The 25,074-nt window shown below is 46.0% G+C and carries 18 protein-coding genes; 9 read left to right on the top strand and 9 right to left on the bottom strand.

Going from position 1 to position 25,074, the window contains the following annotated elements; all coding sequences use genetic code 11:
• Positions 1–58: 58 nt before the first annotated feature.
• Positions 59–2,722, bottom strand: coding sequence for a DNA topoisomerase (ATP-hydrolyzing) subunit A (gene gyrA, locus ELR70_RS15255; protein WP_054015019.1), 2,664 nt, complete (start codon positions 2,720–2,722; stop codon positions 59–61).
• A gap of 182 nt (positions 2,723–2,904) precedes the next feature.
• On the opposite strand from gyrA, the gene ubiG reads away from it, so the two are divergent.
• From ubiG to yfaE, 5 genes are all read left to right on the top strand, one after another.
• Positions 2,905–3,615 carry a bifunctional 2-polyprenyl-6-hydroxyphenol methylase/3-demethylubiquinol 3-O-methyltransferase UbiG gene (gene ubiG, locus ELR70_RS15260; protein ID WP_054015018.1) on the top strand — a complete coding sequence of 237 codons (711 nt, stop codon included), beginning with the start codon at positions 2,905–2,907 and terminating at the stop codon, positions 3,613–3,615.
• The gene (locus ELR70_RS15265; protein ID WP_054015017.1) at positions 3,612–4,259 is read left to right on the top strand and encodes an HAD-IA family hydrolase; all 648 of its coding nucleotides are present in this window, start codon (positions 3,612–3,614) and stop codon (positions 4,257–4,259) included. The genes ubiG and ELR70_RS15265 overlap by 4 nt, the downstream gene beginning before the upstream one ends.
• Positions 4,260–4,625: 366 nt before the next feature.
• Positions 4,626–6,911, top strand: coding sequence for a class 1a ribonucleoside-diphosphate reductase subunit alpha (gene nrdA, locus ELR70_RS15270; RefSeq protein WP_054015016.1), 2,286 nt, complete (start codon positions 4,626–4,628; stop codon positions 6,909–6,911).
• A 51-nt stretch (positions 6,912–6,962) separates the two neighbouring features.
• Entirely contained in the window at positions 6,963–8,093 is a 1,131-nt protein-coding gene (gene nrdB / locus ELR70_RS15275; protein WP_054015015.1) for a class Ia ribonucleoside-diphosphate reductase subunit beta, read from the top strand.
• Positions 8,093–8,365, top strand: a complete 273-nt coding sequence (yfaE, locus tag ELR70_RS15280) for a class I ribonucleotide reductase maintenance protein YfaE (RefSeq protein ID WP_054015014.1) — start codon at positions 8,093–8,095, stop codon at positions 8,363–8,365. The genes nrdB and yfaE overlap by 1 nt, the downstream gene beginning before the upstream one ends.
• On the opposite strand, the gene ELR70_RS15285 is transcribed toward yfaE, so the two are convergent.
• Positions 8,357–8,881 (bottom strand): YaeQ family protein, encoded by a 525-nt coding sequence (locus ELR70_RS15285; RefSeq protein WP_054015013.1) that lies wholly within the window; start codon positions 8,879–8,881, stop codon positions 8,357–8,359. The two genes, yfaE and ELR70_RS15285, sit on opposite strands and share 9 nt — an antisense overlap.
• Positions 8,882–9,022: 141 nt before the next feature.
• Here ELR70_RS15285 and ELR70_RS15290 point away from each other — a divergent pair, with 141 nt between their 5' ends.
• The gene (locus ELR70_RS15290; RefSeq protein WP_054015012.1) at positions 9,023–11,590 is read left to right on the top strand and encodes a TonB-dependent receptor; all 2,568 of its coding nucleotides are present in this window, start codon (positions 9,023–9,025) and stop codon (positions 11,588–11,590) included.
• Between the two features lie 248 nt (positions 11,591–11,838).
• Here the strand turns inward: ELR70_RS15290 and ELR70_RS15295 are convergent, their stop codons facing one another.
• The 3 genes from ELR70_RS15295 to ELR70_RS15305 form a co-directional block, all read right to left on the bottom strand.
• On the bottom strand, positions 11,839–12,387 hold the full coding sequence (locus tag ELR70_RS15295; protein WP_054015011.1) for an NAD(P)H nitroreductase: 549 nt from the start codon (positions 12,385–12,387) through the stop codon (positions 11,839–11,841).
• 82 nt (positions 12,388–12,469) lie between these two features.
• On the bottom strand, positions 12,470–13,171 hold the full coding sequence (locus ELR70_RS15300) for a DoxX family protein (protein WP_054015010.1): 702 nt from the start codon (positions 13,169–13,171) through the stop codon (positions 12,470–12,472).
• A gap of 142 nt (positions 13,172–13,313) precedes the next feature.
• On the bottom strand, positions 13,314–15,275 hold the full coding sequence (locus tag ELR70_RS15305) for an NADPH-dependent 2,4-dienoyl-CoA reductase (protein WP_054015009.1): 1,962 nt from the start codon (positions 15,273–15,275) through the stop codon (positions 13,314–13,316).
• A 241-nt stretch (positions 15,276–15,516) separates the two neighbouring features.
• Between ELR70_RS15305 and sppA the strand changes: the two genes are divergently transcribed.
• Together sppA and ansA are read left to right on the top strand one after the other, a co-directional pair.
• Positions 15,517–17,391: a signal peptide peptidase SppA gene (sppA, locus tag ELR70_RS15310; RefSeq protein ID WP_054015279.1), complete on the top strand. Its 1,875-nt coding sequence runs from the start codon at positions 15,517–15,519 to the stop codon at positions 17,389–17,391.
• An 89-nt stretch (positions 17,392–17,480) separates the two neighbouring features.
• Positions 17,481–18,491 (top strand): asparaginase, encoded by a 1,011-nt coding sequence (ansA, locus tag ELR70_RS15315; RefSeq protein WP_054015008.1) that lies wholly within the window; start codon positions 17,481–17,483, stop codon positions 18,489–18,491.
• 66 nt (positions 18,492–18,557) lie between these two features.
• On the opposite strand, the gene gndA is transcribed toward ansA, so the two are convergent.
• Positions 18,558–19,931 (bottom strand): NADP-dependent phosphogluconate dehydrogenase, encoded by a 1,374-nt coding sequence (gene gndA / locus ELR70_RS15320; protein WP_054015007.1) that lies wholly within the window; start codon positions 19,929–19,931, stop codon positions 18,558–18,560.
• Between the two features lie 319 nt (positions 19,932–20,250).
• Here gndA and pyk point away from each other — a divergent pair, with 319 nt between their 5' ends.
• Positions 20,251–21,684 carry a pyruvate kinase gene (gene pyk, locus ELR70_RS15325; RefSeq protein ID WP_054015006.1) on the top strand — a complete coding sequence of 478 codons (1,434 nt, stop codon included), beginning with the start codon at positions 20,251–20,253 and terminating at the stop codon, positions 21,682–21,684.
• Positions 21,685–21,759: 75 nt separating this feature from the next.
• On the opposite strand, the gene ELR70_RS15330 is transcribed toward pyk, so the two are convergent.
• The 3 genes from ELR70_RS15330 to ELR70_RS15340 all read right to left on the bottom strand — a co-directional run bounded on the left by ELR70_RS15330 (position 21,760) and on the right by ELR70_RS15340 (position 25,064).
• Positions 21,760–22,584: a LytTR family DNA-binding domain-containing protein gene (locus tag ELR70_RS15330; protein ID WP_054015005.1), complete on the bottom strand. Its 825-nt coding sequence runs from the start codon at positions 22,582–22,584 to the stop codon at positions 21,760–21,762.
• A gap of 4 nt (positions 22,585–22,588) precedes the next feature.
• A complete protein-coding gene (locus tag ELR70_RS15335) occupies positions 22,589–23,659 on the bottom strand; it encodes a histidine kinase (RefSeq protein ID WP_054015004.1) in 1,071 nt (356 codons plus the stop codon).
• A 163-nt stretch (positions 23,660–23,822) separates the two neighbouring features.
• On the bottom strand, positions 23,823–25,064 hold the full coding sequence (locus ELR70_RS15340) for an amidohydrolase family protein (RefSeq protein ID WP_054015003.1): 1,242 nt from the start codon (positions 25,062–25,064) through the stop codon (positions 23,823–23,825).
• Between the last annotated feature and the right edge of the window lie 10 nt (positions 25,065–25,074).

Here is a 25,074-nt window from a genome sequence, read left to right on the forward strand (position 1 = left end):
TTATGTCTGTCGAAATAATAAAAAAGCGGCCTAAGCCGCTTTTTTATCTTCCCCCAGATTACTCTGGTGCCTGCTCTTCAGTGTCAGGCGTTTCAACAAGCTCAGCTTCCCCTTCCAGGGTATCGTCGATTTCAATCTCTTCGATACGTTGTAAACCAACTACCTGCTCGTCGTCAACCGTTCTTATCAGGATAACACCCTGAGTATTACGTCCAACGGTAGATACCTCGTTGACTCGGGTACGTACCAAGGTGCCACGGTTAGAGATCAACATGATTTCGTCATTGTCCTGAACTTGTACAGCTCCAACCACACGACCATTACGCTCAGTCACCTTAATTGACACAACCCCCTGGGTTGCACGACTCTTCGCCGGATACTCCTCGAGTGGCGTGCGCTTACCATAACCGTTTTCGGTCACGGTCAGAATGGCGCCGTCATTCTTAGGTACAATTAACGAAACAACTTTCACGTCATCAGGCATCTTAATACCGCGAACACCTGTCGCAGTACGACCCATAGGGCGCAGCGCCATCATTTCTTCACCTGTTTCAGGGTCAATCTTCACTTCACCGGTTTCTGAATCGCGCAGCTTCTCGTTGAAGCGAACAACTTTACCATGGTCAGTGAATAGCATGATGTCGTTTGTGCCATCAGTGATATCTGCACCTATCAGGTTATCACCGTCATTCAGGTTAATAGCGATAATCCCGCTTGCACGTTGACGGCTGTATGCTGTCAATGGCGTCTTCTTCACTACACCATTGGCCGTCGCCATCAGTACAAATTTATCGTCTTCATACTGTTTAACCGGCAGAATCGTGGTGATACGCTCATCGGCTTCCAGCGGCAGTAAGTTAACAATTGGCTTACCACGTGCAGCACGTGATGCCAGTGGCAACTGATACACTTTCAGCCAGTACAGGCGCCCTGAGGTGGAGAAACACAAAATCGTATCGTGAGTGTTGGCAACCAGCAGACGTTCAATGAAGTCTTCATCCTTCATCTTAGTTGCAGCTTTACCTTTGCCGCCGCGACGCTGCGCTTCATAGTCAGACAGAGGCTGATATTTCACATAGCCTTCATGAGACAGGGTTACGACCACATCTTCTTCGTTGATCAAATCTTCCAGGCTAATATCGTGTGCTGCTGCTGAAATCTCTGTACGACGATCATCGCCATAGTTTTCTTTTATTTCCGCCAGCTCGTCACGGATCACTTCCATCAGACGATCTGGTGATGACAAAATAAATAGTAGCTCAGCAATTAAATCTAACAGCTCCTGGTATTCACCCAGGATCTTTTCGTGCTCAAGGCCTGTAAGCTTATGTAAGCGTAAATCAAGAATAGCCTGGGCCTGTTGCTCTGACAGATAGTACTGACCATCGCGGATCCCCAACTCAGCATCAAGCCAGTCTGGGCGTGCCACGTTCTCTTCACCAGCACGCTCCAGCATAGAGCGCACAGAACCCAGCTCCCATGAACGTGCGGTTAGTGCTGCCTTTGCTTCTGCCGGAGTTGGTGACTTACGGATAAGTTCAATAATAGGGTCGATGTTTGCCAGTGCAATCGCCAGACCTTCGAGCGTATGCGCTCGGTCGCGTGCTTTACGGAGGTCATAAACGGTACGACGCGTTACAACTTCACGACGATGCACAATAAAGGCTTCGAGCATTTCTTTTAGGTTGAAACACTTCGGCTGATTATTATCAAGTGCAACCATGTTGATACCAAACACAGTTTGCAGCTGGGTTTGGGCATACAGGTTGTTCAACACCACTTCGCCCACTTCACCACGCTTAATCTCAATAACGATACGCATACCGTCTTTGTCAGATTCGTCACGTAGTGCGCTAATCCCTTCCACCTTTTTGTCTTTAACCAGCTCGGCGATTTTCTCAATCAAACGTGCTTTGTTAACCTGATATGGGATCTCATTGACGATGATGGTTTCTTTGCCGGTTTTCTCGTCGGTTTCGATCTCTGCGCGGGCACGAATATAGACTTTACCACGGCCGGTTTTATAGGCCTGCTCGATGCCCTTCTTACCGTTGATGATAGCTGCGGTTGGGAAATCCGGACCTGGGATATAATCAATCAGCTCATCGATAGTGATGTCAGGGTTTTGGATCACAGCCAGACAGCCGTTGATCACTTCTGTCAGGTTATGAGGTGGAATGTTCGTTGCCATACCAACCGCGATACCAGACGAACCATTCACTAGCAGGTTAGGTACTTTTGTTGGCAGTACATCAGGAATTTGCTCTGTGCCATCATAGTTAGGCACATAGTCGACGGTTTCTTTGTCCAGATCGGCCAATAGCTCATGAGACATTTTAGCCATACGCACTTCGGTATAACGCATCGCAGCTGCCGAGTCACCATCGACAGAACCGAAGTTACCCTGACCATCTACCAGCATGTAGCGCAATGAAAAAGGCTGTGCCATACGAACTATAGTATCGTAAACCGCACTATCACCATGCGGGTGGTATTTACCGATCACATCACCCACAACACGGGCTGATTTCTTATAAGGTTTGTTCCAGTCGTTACGCAACTCGTTCATTGCGAATAACACGCGACGGTGTACAGGCTTCAGGCCATCGCGGACATCCGGTAACGCACGTCCAACGATAACGCTCATCGCGTAATCAAGATAGGAATTTTTCAATTCGTCTTCGATATTGACCGGGAGGATTTCATTGGCAAGATCAGTCATTTAATACCACTTTCCTTCAGAGTCTTTCCCTTTTGTGTCACACTATGGACATCAAAAGGCTCAATTATTATTAGTTCGACTGCGGATACTATCATAGATTCTGCCCTAATGCAGTGGCTAAATCACTCGGAAATTTAATCCAATACCGATAGAATGCCCTCAGTTCAACGAGGAAGTTTTTTATGACCGAACATCAAAATGTAGATTTAAGTGAAATTGCGAAATTTGAAGAAATAGCAGAACGCTGGTGGGACCGCGAAGGAGAATTTAAGCCACTACACGATATCAATCCTCTGCGATTGGATTTTATCAATGACCGTTGTGGCGGATTATTTGAGAAAAATGTACTGGATGTCGGCTGTGGCGGCGGTATCCTGACAGAAAGCATGGCAAAGCTTGGAGCCAAAGCGCACGGTATTGATTTGGGCCAGGAGCCACTTAACGTTGCTAAACTACATGCGCTCGAAGCCGGGGTGAGCATAGATTACCGTAAAGTGTCTGCTGAAGAATTCGCTGCACATCACCCCGAGCAGTTTGACGTGGTCACTTGTATGGAGATGTTGGAACACGTACCTGACCCGGCATCCATAGTTGCAGCAGTTGCAAAAGCAGCCAAACCTGGTGCTGATGTATTTTTTTCGACCTTGAATAAAACGCACAAAGCATTCTTACTTGCTGTCGTTGCTGCGGAGCGAGTATTAAAAATGGTGCCTCCAGGTACCCATGACCACAATAAATTTATTCGCCCCTCAACTTTGATTGGCTGGGCTGAAGCAGAAGGCCTGAAAGTACGTCGTGCTGCCGGGATTAACTACAACCCGTTTGGTAAAACCTTTACACTGACCAATGATGTCAGTGTCAATTACCTACTACATTTTGAGAAGCTCGCATGACACAGGCCGTAATATTTGACCTCGATGGGACATTGCTCGACACCAGTGATGACCTGGGTAGTGCACTGAATCACGTTTTGAAAAAGCACGGTATGGCGCAAGTCGATCGTGCAAAATATAGCCCTGCGATTTCCAATGGAGTAAAAGCGCTATTAGAAGTTGGCTTTGGCAATAAGCTGAACGAATTCGACTTCGAAACCCTCAAGCAAGAAGTGCTAGACTACTATGCACAAAATCTGGCGGTTCACTCACACTGTTTTAAAGGGGTTGAGTCTTTATTGGAGACTCTTGCGCAGAAAGGGATAAAAACGGGCATTATGACCAATAAGCCAACCTTTCTGACCCTACCTTTACTAGCACAGATCACCGCACTCAGAGACATTGAGGTGGTTGTCTGTGGCGATACCTTAGAAGTTGCTAAACCCCACCCTGAACCTCTATTGCTTGTGGCAGAGAAACTGGGTGTTAACCCTGGGCAATGTATATATGTGGGGGACGCTGCTCGCGATATTGCCGCAGCCAAAGCCGCAGGAATGAGATCTGCCGCCGCTTTATGGGGCTTTATTCCATCCCTGGAAGAAGCACAAAGCTGGTCTGCGGATCTGGATCTTACTAACCCAGAATCGATCTTTTCTTATATTTAGTGCCCTTAATAATAAAACACCACTATATATTGTGTTTTATACTATATTGAGAACAAACTTGCGCAGAAAAAAAACAGTCGCGCAATTTGCGAAAATTTCTTAAAAAAAGCGAAAAATCGGCTGGCGTGAGTTGATTTTTTTTTGCTTACAGCGTCGTTGGATAGCAGAAGGTTAGTATTTGCTAACATAAAAATATTATCCCTATGTTATCCACAATCCATAGAAAGTTGTTCTATTGCAAAATGACGCTAACCCCACTATCTTGTGATCCTCTTTCTAGCGGACACCATATATAGTGGTGAAATGCTAAGCAATTATGAATATGCGATGAAAATTACCGCATTCCGGGGGAATACAGGCGTAGCTATGAACCAACAATTATCTGTCAGTAAACGAAACGGCCGTAAAGAGCCGCTTGATTTAGATAAAATTCATCGAGTGATAAACTGGGCTGCCGAAGGCCTGAATAACGTATCGGTTTCTCAGGTAGAGCTTAAGTCTCACATTCAGTTTTATGATGGCATTCGCACAGAAGACATTCATGAAACTATCATCAAAGCAGCTGCCGACCTTATTTCAAAAGACACACCAGATTATCAATATCTAGCGGCACGTCTGGCGGTATTCCATTTACGTAAAAAGGCTTATGGCCAGTTCGAACCGCCTCACCTCTACGACCATGTCACTAAACTGGTTGAAGATAAGCGCTACGATGCAGGTCTGCTTACCGATTATACCCGTGAAGAATATGAGCAACTTAACGACTTCCTTGATCATGACCGTGATATGTCGTTCAGCTATGCAGCGGTAAAACAACTTGAAGGTAAATATCTGGTGCAGAACCGCGTGACTGGTGAAATCTATGAGAGCGCTCAGTTCTTGTATATTTTGGTTGCTGCCAGCCTGTTCTCAGATTACCCAAAAGAAACGCGCCTTGACTACATCAAACGCTTTTACGATGCCGTTTCGCAATTCAAAATTTCGTTGCCAACACCTATCATGTCTGGCGTGCGGACACCAACTCGTCAGTTCAGCTCATGCGTCCTGATTGAAACAGCAGACAGCCTGGATTCGATTAATGCCACTTCATCCGCAATCGTAAAATACGTGAGCCAACGCGCAGGGATCGGTGTCAACGCAGGTCGAATTCGTGCGCTGGGTAGCCCTATTCGCAATGGCGAAGCATTCCACACAGGATGTATTCCTTTTTATAAACACTTCCAGACAGCCGTAAAGAGCTGCTCTCAAGGTGGTGTGCGTGGCGGTGCAGCAACACTGTTCTACCCGCTTTGGCACCTGGAAGTTGAAAACCTACTGGTGCTGAAAAACAACCGTGGTGTTGAAGAAAACCGAGTCAGACACTTGGATTATGGCGTTCAGTTCAATAAAACCATGTACTCTCGCCTGATTAAAGATGACTACATTACTTTGTTCAGCCCGTCAGATGTCCCAGGCTTATACGATGCTTTCTTTGAAGACCAAGAAAAATTCGAGCGCCTGTATGTACAGTACGAACAAGACGAGTCTATCCGTAAGAAACGCATAAAGGCACTTGAGCTGTTTTCTATGTTCGCTCAGGAGCGTGCAAGCACGGGTCGTATCTACCTGCAAAACGTAGATCACTGCAACACGCACAGCCCGTTTGATGCCAAAGTTGCGCCTATCCGCCAGTCTAACCTGTGCCTTGAGATTGCACTGCCAACTAAGCCGCTCAGTCATGTTAATGATGAAGAAGGCGAAATTGCACTGTGTACCTTATCGGCCTTTAACCTGGGTGCTATCAGCAGCCTGGATGAGCTTGAAGAGTTAGCAGAATTGGCTGTTCGCGCTTTGGACAATTTGCTTGACTTCCAGGACTACCCTGTTCCGGCTGCAAAAAATGCGACTATGGGTCGCCGTACACTGGGTATTGGTGTTATCAACTTTGCCTACTACCTGGCTAAGAATGGCGTAAAATATTCAGATGGCAGTGCTAACGGCCTGACCCACAGAACGTTTGAAGCGATTCAGTACTACCTGATGAAAGCGTCTAACAAGCTGGCTCAGGAACGCGGCGCATGTCCTAAGTTCAATGAAACAACGTACGCAAAAGGTATTATGCCAATTGATACCTACAAAAAAGATGTCGACAATATCTGTAACGAGCCGCTACATCTGGATTGGGATGCACTGCGCCAAGACATTATGCAATATGGCATGCGTAACTCGACCTTGTCTGCATTGATGCCATCTGAGACCTCTTCACAGATCTCAAACGCAACTAACGGCATCGAGCCACCTCGCGGTCACATTAGCGTTAAGGCCAGTAAAGATGGTATCCTAAAGCAAGTTGTGCCTGAGTACGAAAGACTGAAGGGCAACTACGAGCTGTTATGGGATATCCCATCAAACGATGGCTACCTTGGCCTGGTAGGTATTATGCAAAAGTTTGTTGACCAAACTATCTCTGCAAACACGAACTACGACCCTACTAAGTTTGAGGGTGGTAAAGTACCTATGAAGCTGTTGCTCAAAGATTTGCTAACTGCATACAAACTGGGTGTGAAAACCCTGTATTACCACAACACCCGAGACGGTGCATCGGATGCTCAGGATGAAATGAAACCTGAGGTTGAAGACGATGATTGTGCAGGCGGCGCTTGTAAAATCTAATCTTGGTCAGCGGGTATTTTACCCGCTCTTTTTTGGTGTCGAGAATTATCTATGTCGTATTCTACGTTTAACAGAACCCACAACGATCAATTACAGGAACCGATGTTTTTCGGTCAGTCTGTTAATGTCTCCCGTTATGATCAGCAGAAGTACCCTATTTTCGAGAAGCTGATTGAAAAGCAGTTGTCTTTTTTCTGGCGACCAGAAGAAGTCGATGTAAGCAAAGACAGGTTAGACTTTCAGGCATTACCAGAGCACGAAAAGCACATTTTCCTGAGTAACCTGAAGTATCAAACTCTGTTAGACAGTGTCCAGGGGCGTTCTCCAAACGTGGCTTTGTTGCCTATCGTATCTATCCCTGAGCTGGAAACCTGGATTGAAACCTGGGCATTCAGTGAAACCATTCACAGTCGCTCATACACGCACATTATTCGCAATGTGACAAAATCGCCCGAGCTTATCTTCGATGATATCGTCGAGAACGATAAGATCAGTGAGCGTGCAGAGGCCGTGACTAAACACTATGACGAGTTAATCGAGAAGGTTTCTCTGTACAATCTGTACGGTGAAGGTAAGCACGAAGTCAACGGCGAAACAGTGCATATTAACCTGTTTGAGCTGAAGAAAATGCTCTATCTGTGCATCATGTCAGTAAATATTCTTGAAGCCATTCGTTTTTATGTGAGTTTTGCCTGCTCTTTTGCATTTGCAGAGCGTGAGTTGATGGAAGGTAATGCAAAGATCATCAAATTGATTGCCCGCGATGAAGCACTCCACCTGTCTGGTACACAGCATATTCTGAATATCATGCAAGACGGCAAAGACGACCCGGAAATGGCCATCGTTGCAGCGCAATGTCAGGAGCAAGCTATTCAGATGTTCGTAGAAGCCGCAGAGCAGGAAAAAGAATGGGCTGAATACCTGTTTAAAGATGGTTCTATGATTGGTCTTAATAAAGACATTCTGTGTCAATATGTTGAATACATCACCAATGTACGCATGACTGCGGTTGGCCTGCCAACACAGTTTGAAAGCAACAGTAACCCAATCCCCTGGATCAATGCGTGGTTAGTCTCTGACAACGTTCAGGTTGCCCCACAAGAAGCAGAGATTAGTTCTTATCTGGTTGGTCAGATCGACTCAGAAGTCGATGCCTCTGACTTTGGTGACTTTGATCTGTAATGACAGACAGGCCAGTCAAAAAGATCTTTCTTGACCCAGAAAAAGAGCCGCTATTACATGCGGCTCACTCCCCTTCACTCCTGGCTACATTAGAAGCAAATCAAGTTGAGGTCGCCTATCAATGTCGCGAGGGGTTTTGTGGTGCCTGTCGCGCCAAGCTTTGCCGGGGTAAGATTGCTTATAATCAAGAGCCTTTGGCGTTTGTGCGTGATGGCGAAATTCTGCTCTGCTGCAGCAAACCCATCACAGATGTGATCATTAAGCTAGTGTAGTTTAATGATCTCACTTTGGTAATAATCCACTTTATCACTGACACTTATCACGCCATTATCAATGATCACATCCCAGTGCAGGCTGCGTGACAGTGCCCCAGCCAGCTGACTCACAAACTCCGCCGATAAAGAAAAAATACGAATGTCCTGCATCGCAATCAAGTGGGGAGAGAGTTCCTTGTACCAGGCATCTGCATCGGCCACCAGACAGACCACTTTATCTGCATGCTTACGATACTTTTGCAATTCACCCAGGCTGGGCTCACCAACATACAGTGCAACCTCAATTTTCCCGTGCGTATTTTCAAGCCATACATCGGGTTGATTTTTCTCTCTCACCCCCAGCCAGTGCACGTTATCAAGATACGACAAGCCACAGAAACCGATTAACTTCAACACAAAGTGCTCCAGCGTTTCGGCTTTTTGCAACGCTGCGGTGAACACTTCCTGATGATGTGAGCGATGGAACAAGTCTGCAATGTTCATCCGCACTTTAAAAACAAAGAGATCAGCCATGATATGTGTACCTGAACCTATTACTTTAACTATATGAAGCCGTCAAAATAATGCAAACTTAAAGAGATAGTATAACATCATTGAAACCGCAATAATGCAGTGTTATATTATTGCAAGTATAAACAATCCAGAATGAGTGTTATGTTTAAGCAGTCTTTAATCACATTTGCCATTACCAGCGCAATTTTTTCCTCTCAAGCCTCTGCAGCACAACTGAAAGGTAAAGTGCTGGATACCAACAATCAACCTGTTCCGAATGCCACCGTACATTTGCACGGTAAGTCGCAGTCCGTTAAAACCGATATCAACGGTCAGTTTAGCATTAATGTCGATCAGGATTCACAGCTGCATGTCAGCAAAGACAACTTTATCAATGAGCGTATTGACGTCTCTGCAGACTCTCCATACGTTACCGTGAAGCTGGCACCCAGCTCGGTTGAGAGCGTTGTTGTGTATGCCTCTGCGCTGCACAAGAGCAACATCGAAATGGCATCACCTGTGGCCGTACTTGGTGGTGATGAGCTGAAAAACAGTGCCAAGCCTACGCTTGGTGAAACGCTAAAACAACTGCCAGGTATTAACGCCAGCTATTTTGGACCAGTTTCCTCTAGCCCGATCATTCGTGGTTTAGACGGTCCGCGCGTAAAGATCACCCAAAACGGTCTGGACAGCAGTGATGCATCACGCGTTGGACCTGATCACGCCAACACCAATGACTCTCTGGCAGCACAGCAAATTGAAGTACTACGTGGCCCTGCTACTTTGCTTTATGGCTCAGGCGCCATTGGAGGTGTCGTTAATGTGGTTGATAACCGCATCCCCACTGATGTGATCGAGGGAGTTCAGGGCGCAGCTGAATTCAGCCACGACACTAATTCAAACACCAATACAGTGGCCGCGTTATTTGAAGCCGGTAACAACGGTTTCAACTTCCACTTTGACGGCGTAACGCGCAAAGGCGGTGACTATGAAACACCGCGTTTTGCTTTGCCGGGCGAAGAGCATGAAGATCATGACCACGATGAAGCGCATCATGATGAGCATGAGGAACATGGTCACGACGAGCATGAGGAACATGGTCACGACGAGCATGCAGAAGAAGAACATGGTGAAGAGTCACATGGCGAGACTGAATACGCAGAGCGTGTAGCTAATACCTTCATCGACTCCAAGCAATTTAATATTGGTACCAGCTTCGTTGGCGATCACCTAACGGTTGGCTTATCTTACGGTCGCATTGAAACAGACTATGGGATCCCTGCCCACTCTCATGAACATCACGACCATGGCGACGAGCACGACCATGATGACCACGACGAACATGCTCATGACGACCATGATGACCATAGCGAAGACGAGCACGATCATGCACATGGCGCAGAAGAAGAAGCAGTTTTCGCGCGTGTTAAACAAGACAGATGGCAAGTCCTGTTTAACTACGCGCTGCATAATAACTGGATCGAGTCTATTCAGGTGCGCGCAGGCTTTACCGATTATGAACATGCCGAAATTGAGCATGGTGCTGTAGGCACGCGCTTCAGCAACGAAACAACTGAGCTGAGAACGAATATCGAGCACAGATTGGGCGAGTGGCACGGCATTATCGGTTATCACTTCTCTGACAGTGACTACGCCGCTGAAGGCGCGGAAGCGTTTACCCCGGCGACTAACACAAAAACACATGCCCTTTACGTGCTTGAAGAACGTCGTTTTGGTGATGTGACGTTAGAGCTAGGTGCACGTGTTGAAGACTTTGCGCTGTCGAGCAACTTTGCATCAGGTCACGATGAGCACGACGAACATGATCATGATGACCACGATGAGCATGAGGGTCACGAAGATGAGCATGTTGCCGAAATCATCAACTATACACTGGATACCACAAACTTCAGTGCCTCAATTGGTGCGGTATATGATTATACTGAAGGCCACAATGTTGCCGTTAACCTGTCTCGATCGGAGCGAGCACCTCTGACTGCCGAGCTGCTGTCAAACGGCCTGCATATTGCCACTTCTACATACGAGCTGGGTCTTGGTTACCACATTGAAGGCGATGAAGTACACTTTGAGCCAGAAAACATCGAACAGGAAAGATCGACGAACCTGGATATCAGCTTTAGACGCTTTATTGGCGATTTTGGTTACACAGTAAACTTTTTCTACAATGACGTTTCGAACTACTATTACCAGCGTAACACAGGTTACATGTACACAGGCGAACACGGTATAGAGCTCGCTGATCATCACCATGAGGGTGCTTTGCCTGTGTACCAGTTTGAAAGCGCCGATGCAGAGCTGTATGGGTTTGAGTTTGATGCCCATTATCAGATTGACGCGCGTAACCGTATTAAGGTCTATGGTGATCACCTGAGAGCAGAGCTTGATTCTGGCGAATACTTGCCACGTATTCCGGCTAACAAGCTGGGTACAAGCTACCGTTTTGAATTGGAAGATTTCTCAGCCGAGCTAAGCGCCACACATTACATGACACAAGACAAATTAGCGCAATCAGAAACTAAGACCGACAGCTATACTCTACTCAATGCCAGCTTTAGCTATGACTTCAGCTTGTCGGGTGTCGACTTGGTTGGTTATGTGAATGTCGACAACATCACGGATGAACTGGGCTTTGTACACAGCTCGTTTATCAAAGAGCAGGCACCACTGCCAGGGCGTAACTTCAAGTTAGGGATCCGTGGATATTTCTAAGTTTGTAGGCTCTGTTTATCTTACACGCTAATAGCCAAAGACAAACAGTTCCTATCTGAGCCCAATGCCGCCATCTGGCGGCATTTTCTTTTCCAGACGACCTACCCATCTTCAAGATATTTCGCCTCGATACTTTCACCTGTGCAATGAGTGAGCCTGAAAGCGACCTGGTACAAGCAGGATGTGATTATCTGGAGGAACCGCCCCAACCTGACACTATGTCGCTTCGCTATACTGGGGCGATTTAACTATAGCTGAGTGAAAAAGTCTTCCGGCTGATGTCTGACAGGCTTAGTACATTGAACTGTCGGAGTGCCAAGATACAGATAACCAACAATCTCATCCTGCTCACTCAGGCCAAGCTGGCGCTTAACGGATGCACTTTGAGCAAAATAACCGGTTCTCCAGACACCAGACAGACCCTGAGCAAAAGCCGCTTGCTGCATAGCAAACACACTACAAGCTGCGCTTTCAATTTGCTCGATCCTGGGTACTTTGGGGTGCTCTACATAGGGGGAAACGGCGATGATCAACATAGGGGCACGTTCAGGTAGTGCTTTGGCACGGTCGATAATGCGTTGCTCTTGCTGTTCCTCTACTGCAGCCTGATAGAATATCTCACCCAGCTTCTCTCTGCCCTGCTCCTCTACTAAAATAAAGCGCCATGGCTTTAAACCTCCGTGATCAGGCACCTTAAGCGCTGCTTTTTTTATCACCTCAAGTTGCTCTGCACTAGGTCCCGGAAAGGACAAGTTGCTGTCTGATTGTCGCGTTAATAATAATTCAATGGCATCCATTTGTAATTCCTAATAATTCTGTTCGCTCATTATTCTAACGCGACAAAGGTCTAAAAGTTTAGTAGCAGTTGCTAAAAACCATTTACGGCAAATAATTCTTATTGGGCTCCAGATGCTTACGAAGCCAGTAATCCAGGCTGAAAAAACGCCCGCCGCCTGTAAATATCAGGCTTATCAGCATAGCAAAGTAAATCGCAGCGAACTCAATGCCATTGTTCAGGATCACCGGATTTCCGTACTCGTAAAGGTATTCTGGTAATCCATTGGCCTCAACAATTTCTTTGATGCGGGACAGCCGCTCTGCGACCTCTTTACTGGCCTCCAAACTCTGCTCAGCTGCATCACTTCCAAGCCAGGCAAATACCTGGGCTGCGCTGGTATCCGGGTTGCTTGGTGCCACCGAAAACCAGCCGTTATGCCAGTGCACTTGAGTAGCAGCGATGAACATAGTCACGGCAAGTGGCACAGACACCAGACGAGTAGCCAGGCCTATCAATAGTAGCCAGCCACCAAGAAATTCCGTCCACCCCGCCAAAAAAGCCAGTAAATCCGGGGCTGGTAAACCAAGTCCCCACTGCGCGTTACCAAACCAGGCAACGACATTTTCATCGGCAAGCAAACGCTGCCACCAGGCAAGCTCCGTATTGGTCAGATTCAGTTTACTGAATCCAGCAATGATCATGACAGGTGCCAGGATAAATCTAAGCATCAGAGGCGCCAGGCCATCAAGAAAAGACACTTTGTCCAAAAGAGAGCGATAAAGAAGGTAGAATGATTTGAGCATATTTAAAGTCTGTTATAACTAATGTTATGAGTGTAGACCTTAAATCACCGTTTTTTATTGCACCAGACATGCTTTTTAAATGCCACAAAACACGGGTGCCATACAAAGGTCCACCCGTGTTTTGTTGTGCAAAGAGTATGGATTATATTTTTCTTGCTACCTGTAAGGCTTCATAGATAGCTCTTTTGGCATCAATAGCCGCCGCCAGCTTAGCGCCGCCGATGACATGCTGATTCGCAGGCATAGTGTCTTTGTCAAACAACGCATCGTTCGATGTCTGGCCAATACAGGCAACCACAGTGTCTACGTCCAGAACGCGCTCTTTACCACCTTGTTTGACGAGCAGGCCTTTATTATCGAATGAAATATACTCGCACTCGGCAATCTGTTCGACGTTATGGTGCTTGGCTACCGCGCGGTGGATCCACCCCGTCGTTTTGCCTAAGTTATTACCAAAGCGACCTTCGCTACGCTTAAGCATATAGAGCTTCTTACCTGTCGCACTGTCTGACGGTTGGCATTCAATTCCCCACTGCGCTTTGAATTCTTCTATGCTTTGGTCTGCCTGTTCAGCCAAAAAAGCGACCATATCAAAGCCAATTCCACCGGCACCAAGAATCGCGATTTTATCACCAAGCTCAACTTCTTTGCGGATCACCTCATCGTAAGCAAAAACACGCTTACCATCGCTACAGGTAATTCTGGATTGTCGAGGGCTGACCCCAGTTGCAAATACGATGTCATCGTATGACTGCGCCATGGATGACTCATACTCGCAGCCAAGTTTTAACTCGACACCCAAACGCTCAACTTCTTTCAGGAAGTAGTTCAGAGTGTACTTGAAGTCTTCTTTACCAGGTATCCGCATGGCCAGATTAAACTGACCTCCTGCATGCTCATTCTTGTCAATCAGAGTTACTTTATGACCTTTTTTAGCCAGATAGCAGCTAGCAGACAATCCTGCTGGTCCCGCCCCCACGACCAACACCTGTTTAGGGCTGTTCGTGCGCTCCAGAGGATAATCCAGCTCGTAACCTGCCTGTGGATTGACAAGACAGGTAGCCCGTTTGCCTTTAAAAACATGGTCCAGACAGCCCTGATTACAGCCGATACAAATATTAATTTGCTCGCTCTGGTTTTGTGCATACTTGTTGAAAAACTCAGGATCGGCGAGTAAAGGACGCGCCATTGAAATCAGGTCCGCCTCTCCCTGATTGAGAATATCATTTGCAAGATCAGGGGTATTGATCCGATTAACTGCAACAACCGGGATATCTACGACGTCTTTAAGGCGTTTTGACGCTTCACGAAACGCACCGGCAGGTACCATACTGGCAATCGTTGGAACACGCGCTTCGTGCCAGCCAATGCCGGTATTGAGAATATCGACGCCGGCTTCTTCCAGTGCTTTGGCCTGCGCTGTGACTTCTTCGGCTGTGGAACCATTGGGGATCAAATCCATCACAGACAAACGAAATACGATGATGAATTTGGCCGAGACTTTTTCCCGCACCGCACGAACTATCTCAACGGCTAAACGCATTCGATTTTCCAGCGTGCCACCGTATAAATCCTGGCGCTTGTTTGTATGATCGGCCATAAATTCGTTGATCAGATAGCCTTCAGAACCCATGATTTCAACGCCATCATACCCAGCTTTTTCAGCCATCTTCGCGGATTTTGCAAAATCTTTAATTGTATTGCGGATCATGCTCAGCGACATAGATTTGGGTGTGTAAGGATTAATCGGCGCTTTAATCTCGCTGGGTGCAACATTAAATGGATGGTAAGCATATCGCCCTGCGTGTAACAACTGAAGGCAAATCTTACCACCATGCTCATGCACAGCGCTGGTGTATGCACGGTGCTTGATAATGTCATAGCGACTGTTAAACGAAGAAGAAATTGGAGTGAGTTTGCCACGCAAATTCGGGCTGTAACCTCCGGTTATAATCAAGCCAACACCGCCCTTTGCTCGCTCCTCGTAAAAGGCTTTTAAGCGCTTCCTGTTATGCCATCCCTCTTCCAGGCCTGTGTGCATAGAGCCCATGACCAAGCGATTTCGCAAATCTGTATTCTTCAATTGTAGTTTTTGTTCTAACATTGCGTGCCCCAATGTAACTGGTCTTACCTGTGAACATTAACGATTTTATATTTTTTCGCAAGCAAAAACCGCGACTAATTTCTTTGAAATCGCATACAGGGAGTAAAGTTTGGCTATTTTTCACCCTGTCATCAGCAAAATAATACTTAGTTACGTTTTTGTTCTAACGACTGAAGAGCAACTAAGTTATGATTAATATTGAGTACATTCCACTTAGACATTCAGAGGTACGGCTTTGAAATTGATCGGTAAATTTTTTCTCGGTATCTGGCACGCGCTGAACTTTTCTCGCCGCCTGGTTCTCAATTTTTTGTTCTTTTTCCTCATTATCGCGGCTGTCTTAGCTGCACTCCCAACGGAGAAAGAGCCACAGATTGCACAAAACAGTGTATTGCGTCTTAACCTGTCAGGAAAACTGGTTGAGCAGCTCACTTATGTGGACCCGGTAGACGCAGCAATGGGAGACATTTTTGGTAAGCAAGACATGCCAAAAGAGATGTTGGTTGATGACGTCGTTGATACTATTAATATTGCCGCCAATGATGCTCGTATTAAGGCACTCTATTTAGATTTACGCCATATGCATTACGCGCACCTTGATAAGTTACGCGATATTGCAAGCGCTATAGAGGGATTTAAAGCCGCTAATAAAAAAGTGTTTGCACATAGCCCATACTTTAGTCAGTCTCAGTATTATCTGGCAGCCCATGCTGATGAAGTTTCCATCCACCCTTATGGGGGTATTAATATCAGTGGCTATGGCTCCTATCCTATGTACTTTAAAGATGCTCTTGAAAAGCTCAAAGTCACTCAGCATATCTTCCGCGTTGGCACTTATAAATCAGCGGTAGAACCTTTTATTCGTAATGATATGTCTGAAGCAGCAAAAGAAGCCAACCAAATGTGGCTGAATGCCCTGTGGGCACAGTACAAGCAAGATGTAGCGAATAAGCGCGGATTTGATACTGCAAACTTTGACGAAACATTAACTCAGTTTGTTGATAAAATGGCCTCTGTGACCGGTGACTCTGCACAGTTTGCCGTTAAGTATGGCTGGGTTGATAAACTTGAAACCGATCAGGAGTTTAATCAAAAGCTCATCGAGCTGGTTGGGACCCAGGACAATGGTAAGCGGTTCAAACAAGTCGCATTTGAAGACTATTATAATGCAGTGGCATCTGATGGCTTTGGTGTAAATCCATTTACAGATAAGGTGGCAGTAGTCGTAGCCAAAGGCAACATCGTTGATGGTAAACGCAAGGCTGGCATGATTGGTGGAGACTCAACTGCTGCACTCCTGCGCCAAGCAAGGCTGGACGAAAAAGTAAAAGCTGTGGTGTTAAGAATCGATTCTGGCGGCGGGAGCATGTTTGCATCTGAAATCATTCGTAATGAAGTGCTGGCCATTAAAGCCGCAGGCAAACCCGTCATTGCCTCTATGGGGTCAGTCGCAGCGTCCGGTGGATATTGGATTGCTGCTTCAGCCAATGAAATCTGGGCATCTCCTAGCACGATTACCGGCTCGATTGGTGTATTCGGGACCATTCTAACTTTTGAAAACTCTCTTAAGGAGCTTGGGATTTACTCTGATGGTGTCGCCACCACTGAGCTAAAGTCTTCCTCTTTAGCACGAGGCCTGGACCCTAAATTTGCACATGTATTACAGATGGGCGTTGAAGATGCTTACAACAAGTTTATTTCTGTCATTGCTGATTCGCGAAACCTTCCGGTCTCTGATGTTGATAATGTTGCTCAGGGCAGAGTGTGGCTCGCCACTCAGGCACAGGAATTTGGGTTAGTTGATAAACTGGGCACCAAACAAGAGGCAATAGAGGCAGCTGCTCAAATGGCGAATCTGGAGCATTATGACGTATTCACTGTTGAGCAAACTTTGTCTGAAAAAGAACAGCTGCTTCAGGATATTTTTGGCTCTGCTGCAGTCCAATCACTGTTGACTACGTCTTCTGACGATCCAGTGACTCAGCTAAGCTCTATAGCGAACCAGGGCCTGAGCCAGCTTCTAAATCAGGTCAGGCATAATGCCAACTTAATCTCACAGTTTAATGACCCAAACAACATCTATACCCTGTGTACGGCCTGTGTTGTCGCAGAATAGAGAATGTCTCTTCGATTTGACTGCATTGTGATGCTGCAGTTGATATAATTAGCCCGGACTGAATTCCGGGCTTTTTTTTAGGTAGCAGAATGAAAAGAAAAAAAATCTATATTGCCTACACAGGCGGTACAATTGGTATGAAGCAATCCAGCCGGGGCTATGTTCCTGTTGCGGGCTATTTGACTGAAACGGTCAAAAGTAATGCCGAGTTTACCCGAGAAGAAATGCCCCTGTTCGACATTCATGAATACTGCCCGCTTATAGATTCGTCGGACATGTCTCCACTACACTGGCAACTGATAGCCGATGACATAAAAAGTAAGTACGAAGAGTATGACGGGTTCGTGGTGCTTCATGGCACAGATACCATGGCATATACTGCGTCAGCATTGTCATTTATGTTTGAGAATCTGACTAAACCTGTGATCATAACGGGCTCTCAGATCCCCCTGTCTCAGCTTCGCTCTGACGGCCAGGTTAATCTGCTTAACGCGATGTACCTTGCTGCGAACTATCCCATTGCTGAGGTGAGCCTGTTTTTCAATAATAAATTATTTCGTGGTAACCGAGCCATCAAAGCACATGCTGATGGGTTTGACGCTTTTGCGTCACCGAATATGGCACCGCTCGCACAAGCTGGTATTAATATTCAGTTGATAGAAGGTCAGTTAAGTCCGTACGTAGATCAAGCCTTGCGGGTTACTTCTATAGCGTCACAACCAATAGGTGTATTGCATCTTTACCCGGGGATTAGCAGTACTATGGTAGCTAATGTTCTGCAATGTGATGTTAAAGCACTTATCCTGCTCAGTTTTGGCGTCGGTAACGCACCACAGCAAGAAGATATTCTCAATGCGCTGAAAGCGGCGTCAGATAAAGGCGTTGTTATTGTGAATTTAACCCAGTGTATTCAGGGCCAGGTCAACATGGGTGGCTATGCAACTGGCAATGCTCTGCTTAACTGTGGCGTGATTAGTGGCTACGATATGACACTTGAAGCCTGTTTGACAAAATTACACTATCTATTCAGTCAGGATCTTGAGTTGGAAACGGTTCGCCACCTTATGCAGGACAACCTGCGTGGTGAATTGACCCGATAAGCAAGTTTATCGTTACAAAAAAGCCCGGACGTCTATTAAACCTCCGGGCTTTTAGAAGTTCTACCGTTATCTCACTTTAGCTGCTATCTCAGTCAGGTCGGTCAAATGGCATGATTCTCCACTGTGCGTTTTAATACCATGCTCACCAAAGTAGTCTCGCTGTGCTTGCACTAAGTGACCATTACTAGGTGTGCTCAATGTCGCAATGTAGGTTTGCGTTGAAGTGAGCACAGGGAATGCAAGGCCACTTTGAATAGCTTGCCCAGCCACTTTGCGCAGGGCGTTTGCAGGCCCTTCCAGGGTATCAATGTATTCAACCCCTTTGGCAATGTCATCCAGGTAATCTGCTCGGATGATACAACCTGCACGCCATGTTTGAAGCGTCTTATCTAAATCTACTTTCCACTGATGCGACCTGGATGCACCTTTGATAAGTGCCAGGCCCTGGCGGTAGCACAGCAGGCTGGCGAAATAGAATGCGTCTCTTAGCTCGCATAGATCCAACTCAACGTTGTTTGTATCACGATTAGCATAGGTCATTTCTTTCGCTGCAGGTGTATCTATGGTGTTAGTCAAGTGTCGTGCCTGCACAGCTGCAACCAAAGAAGGCACCGCAATTCCAAGCTCCAACGCATTTTGTGCTGTCCAAAGACCAGTACCCTTCGCACCTACTTTATTATCAATCAGGTCGACCACCGGTTCATTTTTTTCGCTCTCCAGGCTAAGGATATGGCTGGATATTGCCAGAAGATAACTATTGAGCTGTCCTTCAGACCACTCTTTAAATACCTCAGCGACTTGGGCTGGCGTTCGACCTGTGCCGATCCGCAACAACTGATACATCTCCGCAATCAATTGCATCAATGCATACTCAATCCCGTTGTGAACCATTTTTACAAAATGACCGCTAGCAGACTGACCAACACGCGCGAAGCAAGATTCGCCGTTATGTGTGGCGGCCACTTTTTCAAACCAAGGGATCAAACGTTCCCAACCGCCTTCTGAACCGCTGGCCATCATGGCAGGACCATGCCGAGCACCTTCCGCACCACCGGAAATCCCCATCGTGGCAAACTCAAATTTATTTTGGTATTTAAGTTTACGAGCAATACCATCTTTGTAGTTGCTGTTACCACAATCAACAATGATGTCGCCCTTTTCAACGCCTGCTTCGATTAAATCCTGACACACCTTATCCACCAGCTCACCAGCCGGTACTAACAGCAAAACAGATCTAGGTGTGTCCAACCGTTTTACCATGTCAGCAAGATCGGAAACTATGTGAAGGCGCTCGGCAATACCCAATGACTGTGCGCAACTCAATAGCTCGGCACCTGCATCCGGGTTTTTATCATAGGCGACTAGCGTCATACCCTGTTCTACTAAATTTAGCGCGAGGTTTTTCCCCATCACACCCAAACCAACTAATGCAACTTGCATTAAGTTTCCTCCTCGGTAACAAATTCTATACTATATCGGTAACGCACCTTAATTATACCCCAGCTGAGTAGGATATACAGCAGTGCACAACTTACCTAACCGATCCACACAACTGTTTGAAAATCAGACAAAACCAAATAAGTGCGGCTAGCCATTGACAAAAAGTCATGATTGACGACACCTGACACCGGTGTCATAATCAGTTCATATAGATGATATAATTTAATTTGCATGTTAAAAAGGGCTATAAGATATTTCTTTCTTAAAACCCAGCAAGTTAACCAGAAAAGTCACCGAGACAAGCCAACAGGAGAACCTGATGCTTAGACGCACAAAAATTGTAGCAACACTTGGGCCAGCTACGGACAGAGATAATAACTTAGAAAAAATCATTCGTGCAGGCGCAAACGTTGTCCGCTTAAACTTTTCCCACGGAGTTGCACAAGACCACAAAGACCGGGCTCAGGCGGTCAGAGACATAGCAAAAAAACTAAATAAACACGTATCAATTCTGGCAGATTTGCAAGGACCAAAAATTCGCGTATCAACGTTCAAAGACGGCAAAGTAGAACTGGCTGTTGGCGCTAAATTTACGCTAGACGCAGAACTCGAAAAAGGTGAAGGTACCATCGAGTCGGTCGGTATCGACTACAAAGAGCTACCAAATGATGTTAAATCGGGCGATTTGCTATTGTTAAACGACGGGCTTATTCAACTAACTGTCGACTCAGTAGTGGGCAATAAAGTACATTGTACTGTCACCGTAGGTGGTGTTCTGTCGAACAACAAAGGTATTAATCGACTGGGTGGTGGATTAACAGCTCCCGCATTCACGGAAAAAGATAAGCAGGATTTACTGACCGCTACAGAAATAGGCGTTGATTACATCGCGGTTTCTTTCCCTCGCAGTGGTGAAGACATGCGCTATGTGCGCGCTCTTGCAGAAAAGGCAGGTTCAGATGCACAGTTACTCGCTAAAATTGAACGTGCAGAAGCCGTTGAGTCTGTTGAAGCGATTGACGATATTGTATTGGCTTCTGATGCCGTAATGGTTGCTCGTGGTGACTTGGGTGTTGAGATCGGTGATGCCGCATTGGTTGGTAAACAAAAACAAATCATTAGTCGAGCGCGCTCTTTAAACAGAACAGTCATCACAGCAACACAGATGATGGAGTCTATGATAGACAATCCGATGCCGACCCGCGCAGAGGTTATGGACGTTGCGAATGCCGTACTCGATGGAACTGATGCTGTAATGTTGTCTGCTGAGACAGCAGCAGGCGATTATCCGGAAGAAACCGTTGCAACAATGGCACGCGTTTGCCTCGGTGCTGAATCGCAGCCACAAACCCATATTTCAAAACACCGCTTAGACAGTATGTTTACCGACACTTCGGAGACTCTGGCTCTATCTGCAATGTATGCGGCTAACCATCTGACTTCAGTGAAAGCCATAGTGGCACTGACAGAATCAGGGAATACAGCGAAATTAATGTCAAGAATTAGTTCTGGCTTGCCAATTTACTCATTATCAAGACATGCCAGAACATTAGGCCAGACAGCGCTTTATCGAGGCGTTTATCCGGTTTATTTTGACTCTACTAAATGCAGTGAAGAATCAACCGTTCGCGATGCGCTAAATACACTGGTAGAAACAGGTGCGCTGGAACAAGGCGATACGGTGATCCTGACTCACGGCGACGTTATGGAAACTATTGGTGCGACCAATACAATGAAGATTGTCACCGTCTAAGAAATGATATTTCCGGGTAGCATTTCTGCCCGGATTTACCTTTCAGCACTCAATAATAGAGCTGCTTAAAATGCATTAACTTGCTAAAGCAGCTTTTACTTTGTCTCTGTAACTGCGGCTTACTTTAAGCTCCTGACCATTCTCCAATACCAATAAGTACTCTCCGCTACTTTGTGTAACCAACTTACTTATTTGCTTAGTATTAACGATGGCAGAACGATGCACACGCACAAACAGCTTAGGATCCAATTCTTGCTCAAGCTCTTTCATTGTTTTGCGAAGAATGTGTGTCTGACCGTCAGAACAGTGTAAGCACATGTAATCTCCGGCTGCATCGATCCACTGAATCGATGCAGCAGATACACGAATGATCTCTCCTTGCTCTTTTACTGCAATTGACTCTGGATACTTCTTGTCTTCAATGGTGTCGCCTGTAGCCAGTTTACGCAGGATTTCTTCGCAATTATTACCAGTAATACCGGCAACGAAGCTGGCGAGCTTTTTCTTGTGAGCATTGTCTTGTTGTGTTTTCAAATAGCTATGCACTTTTTCAACCGCCTGTTTTAGTCTGTTGTCATCTACGGGCTTTAGGATGTAATCTAAAGCATGAATTTCAAAGGCTTTTACTGCATAATGATCAAAAGCAGTGACAAACACGATGGCAGGCAGCGGCTTCACACTTTCACTAAGCGCCCTGGCTACTTCAAAACCATTCATGGTTGGCATTTGAATGTCTAAAAAGACAAGATCTATCTGCTGATTTGCGCATAACTCAAGCGCCTGCTCTCCTGAGCTACACAACTCGATAACCTCTATCTCTTCTATTTGTTTTAAGCGCACCGCCAGGCCTTTTCTGGCTAGGGACTCATCATCTACAATTAGTGTTCTGATTTTGCTCATTACTTTACTTCTCAGCCTTTTCAAAAGGAACTCGTATATTCACCTTCAATCCTGAAGGTGTGTTGTGCGCAAGCACAAATGAATAGTTGTTTTCGTACAAGGTTCTTAGTCGGTCCTGGGTGTTCGCGATGCCAACTCCTTGTGCATTGCTTAGCTGGCCATTTTCGATTGAGGCACCGGGTCCGTTATCCCCTACCTCTAACAATAGCTCATTGGCAAAGACCTGAGCCCTAATCTCAATTTTGCCACCGTTAGCCATATGCGCAATAGCATATTTAATCGAGTTTTCAATTAAAGGCTGCAAAATCAAACTAGGAACCAAAGCCTGTTTAGCATCCTCAGTAATATCAAACTCAACTTCCAGACGTTCATCAAAACGTACTTTTTCAATATTCAGGTAGAGTTTCAGTGCATGTAACTCTTGCTCCAGTGGCACCTTTTTGATTGGATCCGTGTTTAGCGTGTAACGTAAGAAATCACTCAGCCTGGACACCATTTGATTCGCATCTTTGTTTTCTTCAACCAAAATCAAAGTCGAAATTGCGTTCAAGGTGTTGAAAAGAAAGTGAGGGTTGAGCTGATAACGCAGCATCTTCAGCTGTGCTTCATGTGCCATCGTATTTGCTTTGAGTGCTTTCTGCCGCTCGCTTTGAAGCAACTGATAGTATTTAATACCGAAATAGAGGCCACTCCAGCATAGAATAATATAAACTGAATCCAGCCCTTGCTGCAGATAATAATACCATTCTTCAGGGCGATAACCGTGTCGGTATATTTCCCACATGTTGAACTTTTGAACAACAGACCACAATGTGCCTGTAAGATACGAAGCGCTAAAAACGACAAAAATGAGCAGTAGAGGTTTAGCATTCCATACCTTGCGATACAAATAGCGCAATGGCACCGTCATTAAACAACCGGCGTAAGCATTCAACACGATCACAAATACGTAAATATCGCGCATTTCGAATACTTTTGAACCGATATAGTTTACTAGTGCATAGCCTATCCAGCCTGCAATTTGTAAAACCCAGAAAAATCGCTGTCGATTATCGACCAGAGCTTGCCACTTCAAACGCTATAACCTCTTAAGACTTAGCCAAATTATATCCTATGGCGGCCTTGTTCAACAGCGCCAGCGGTCTTGCTTTTCTAACGATTAAACGCAAATTGATGAGCGAAATTACGTTGCCAAAATAATAAAAAAAGGCCCTGACGGGCCTTTCTCTATTTAACGCTTACTTAGTGTACGCTCTTGGCATATCGGAGTCGTTAGTATAGCGCTCTCTGAGTTTATCGTGGCGAGATTCGGTAGTTACCTCTTCTCCATTAATCCAGAGTTTGTCTAAGGTTGTACTAAACTCAAATGGATCAGCACTCCATAATACTAAATCAGCACGCTGACCAGAGGCAATCTTACCGCCATCAAGGCCGAACGTCTCTGCAATGTTGCTGGTTACCGCTTTCAATGCACCTTCATAGCTCATGCCGTGGGCAACCGCAATACCTGCATCAAACCGTAATTGATACAAATTATGCGCCCCTTCGAAGGCAAATCCTGATAGTAGTACCTTAACACCAGCGCGCTCAAGCTTACCAGCATTAGTAAGGTCGGCATGCAAGGAGCTGAAGCTAGTCGGTAAGTTTGAAACAGCACTGATCACCACCGGCACCTTTGCTTTGGCGATTTCATCTTTGACCAGTACAGCATCATTGACGCCCCATAATACCAGTTTCAGATCGAACTGTTCCTTAACCTTGAGGACTTCAAGGATATCCGACGCCCTTTCAACTTCAATAACAACAGGGATTTCACCTTTAAGTACTGCACTCAGTACCTGTTCTTCGCGACTTGGCTTTTTAGCGTCTTTCTTGTCGTCTTTTTTGCCTTTCGCTAGCTTTTCTTGCTGCGCTTCCAGCTTTTCAGTCAGAGTCTTGTACTTCATTGCACGAGAACCGCTGCCGCTGGCATCCATATCGATGACTAACGCAGTGTTGGTTTTAAGTACACTGTTAAACTCACCCGAAAGGTCAACAACAAACGCAAGTCCCTCAAAAATACTTTTACCGCCATGTGGGATCACAACATTCTGCGTAATACCACCTTTGCGACCATAAGGAATAAGTGACGACCTTGGGTTAAATGCAGGGCTGGCATCAAAATCAATACCAGCTTTGTCGTCGTCACCATCTCGTGAGCCGGCAACCGCGCTGACTTCAACTAAACCCAGCTGGTTCATCGAGCCAATGAAACCAGGCGTCAATACTCTACCCTGAGCATCGATTGTCTTATCGGCTGATACGTTGCTTGGATTGATTGCCGTGATAGTGCCATTCTCGATAACAACCGTTGCCCCTTCAAGCACACCAGCTTCAGTCATTGTATGAACTGTTGCATTGGTAATGGCTGTCGTCTGGGCGAACACAGCCGAAGAGGCCATCAGTGCGCCAGTCAATAAAGAAACATTAAACTTTTTCATCATTTACTCC

Origin of the sequence: Pseudoalteromonas sp. R3, assembly GCF_004014715.1 — a bacterium.
Classification (GTDB): Bacteria; Pseudomonadota; Gammaproteobacteria; order Enterobacterales; family Alteromonadaceae; genus Pseudoalteromonas.

Coding starts and splice junctions, on each gene's coding strand:
- gyrA (WP_054015019.1), bottom strand. CDS start 2,722: ATGACTGATCTTGCCAATGAAATCCTCCCGGTCAATATCGAAGACGAA.
- ELR70_RS15295 (WP_054015011.1), bottom strand. CDS start 12,387: ATGGATGCCATTGAATTATTATTAACGCGACAATCAGACAGCAACTTG.
- gndA (WP_054015007.1), bottom strand. CDS start 19,931: ATGCAAGTTGCATTAGTTGGTTTGGGTGTGATGGGGAAAAACCTCGCG.
- ansA (WP_054015008.1), top strand. CDS start 17,481: ATGAAAAGAAAAAAAATCTATATTGCCTACACAGGCGGTACAATTGGT.
- pyk (WP_054015006.1), top strand. CDS start 20,251: ATGCTTAGACGCACAAAAATTGTAGCAACACTTGGGCCAGCTACGGAC.
- ELR70_RS15340 (WP_054015003.1), bottom strand. CDS start 25,064: ATGAAAAAGTTTAATGTTTCTTTATTGACTGGCGCACTGATGGCCTCT.
- ELR70_RS15330 (WP_054015005.1), bottom strand. CDS start 22,584: ATGAGCAAAATCAGAACACTAATTGTAGATGATGAGTCCCTAGCCAGA.
- nrdA (WP_054015016.1), top strand. CDS start 4,626: ATGAACCAACAATTATCTGTCAGTAAACGAAACGGCCGTAAAGAGCCG.
- ELR70_RS15290 (WP_054015012.1), top strand. CDS start 9,023: ATGTTTAAGCAGTCTTTAATCACATTTGCCATTACCAGCGCAATTTTT.
- ELR70_RS15305 (WP_054015009.1), bottom strand. CDS start 15,275: ATGTTAGAACAAAAACTACAATTGAAGAATACAGATTTGCGAAATCGC.
- ELR70_RS15285 (WP_054015013.1), bottom strand. CDS start 8,881: ATGGCTGATCTCTTTGTTTTTAAAGTGCGGATGAACATTGCAGACTTG.
- ELR70_RS15300 (WP_054015010.1), bottom strand. CDS start 13,171: ATGCTCAAATCATTCTACCTTCTTTATCGCTCTCTTTTGGACAAAGTG.
- ELR70_RS15265 (WP_054015017.1), top strand. CDS start 3,612: ATGACACAGGCCGTAATATTTGACCTCGATGGGACATTGCTCGACACC.
- yfaE (WP_054015014.1), top strand. CDS start 8,093: ATGACAGACAGGCCAGTCAAAAAGATCTTTCTTGACCCAGAAAAAGAG.
- ubiG (WP_054015018.1), top strand. CDS start 2,905: ATGACCGAACATCAAAATGTAGATTTAAGTGAAATTGCGAAATTTGAA.
- nrdB (WP_054015015.1), top strand. CDS start 6,963: ATGTCGTATTCTACGTTTAACAGAACCCACAACGATCAATTACAGGAA.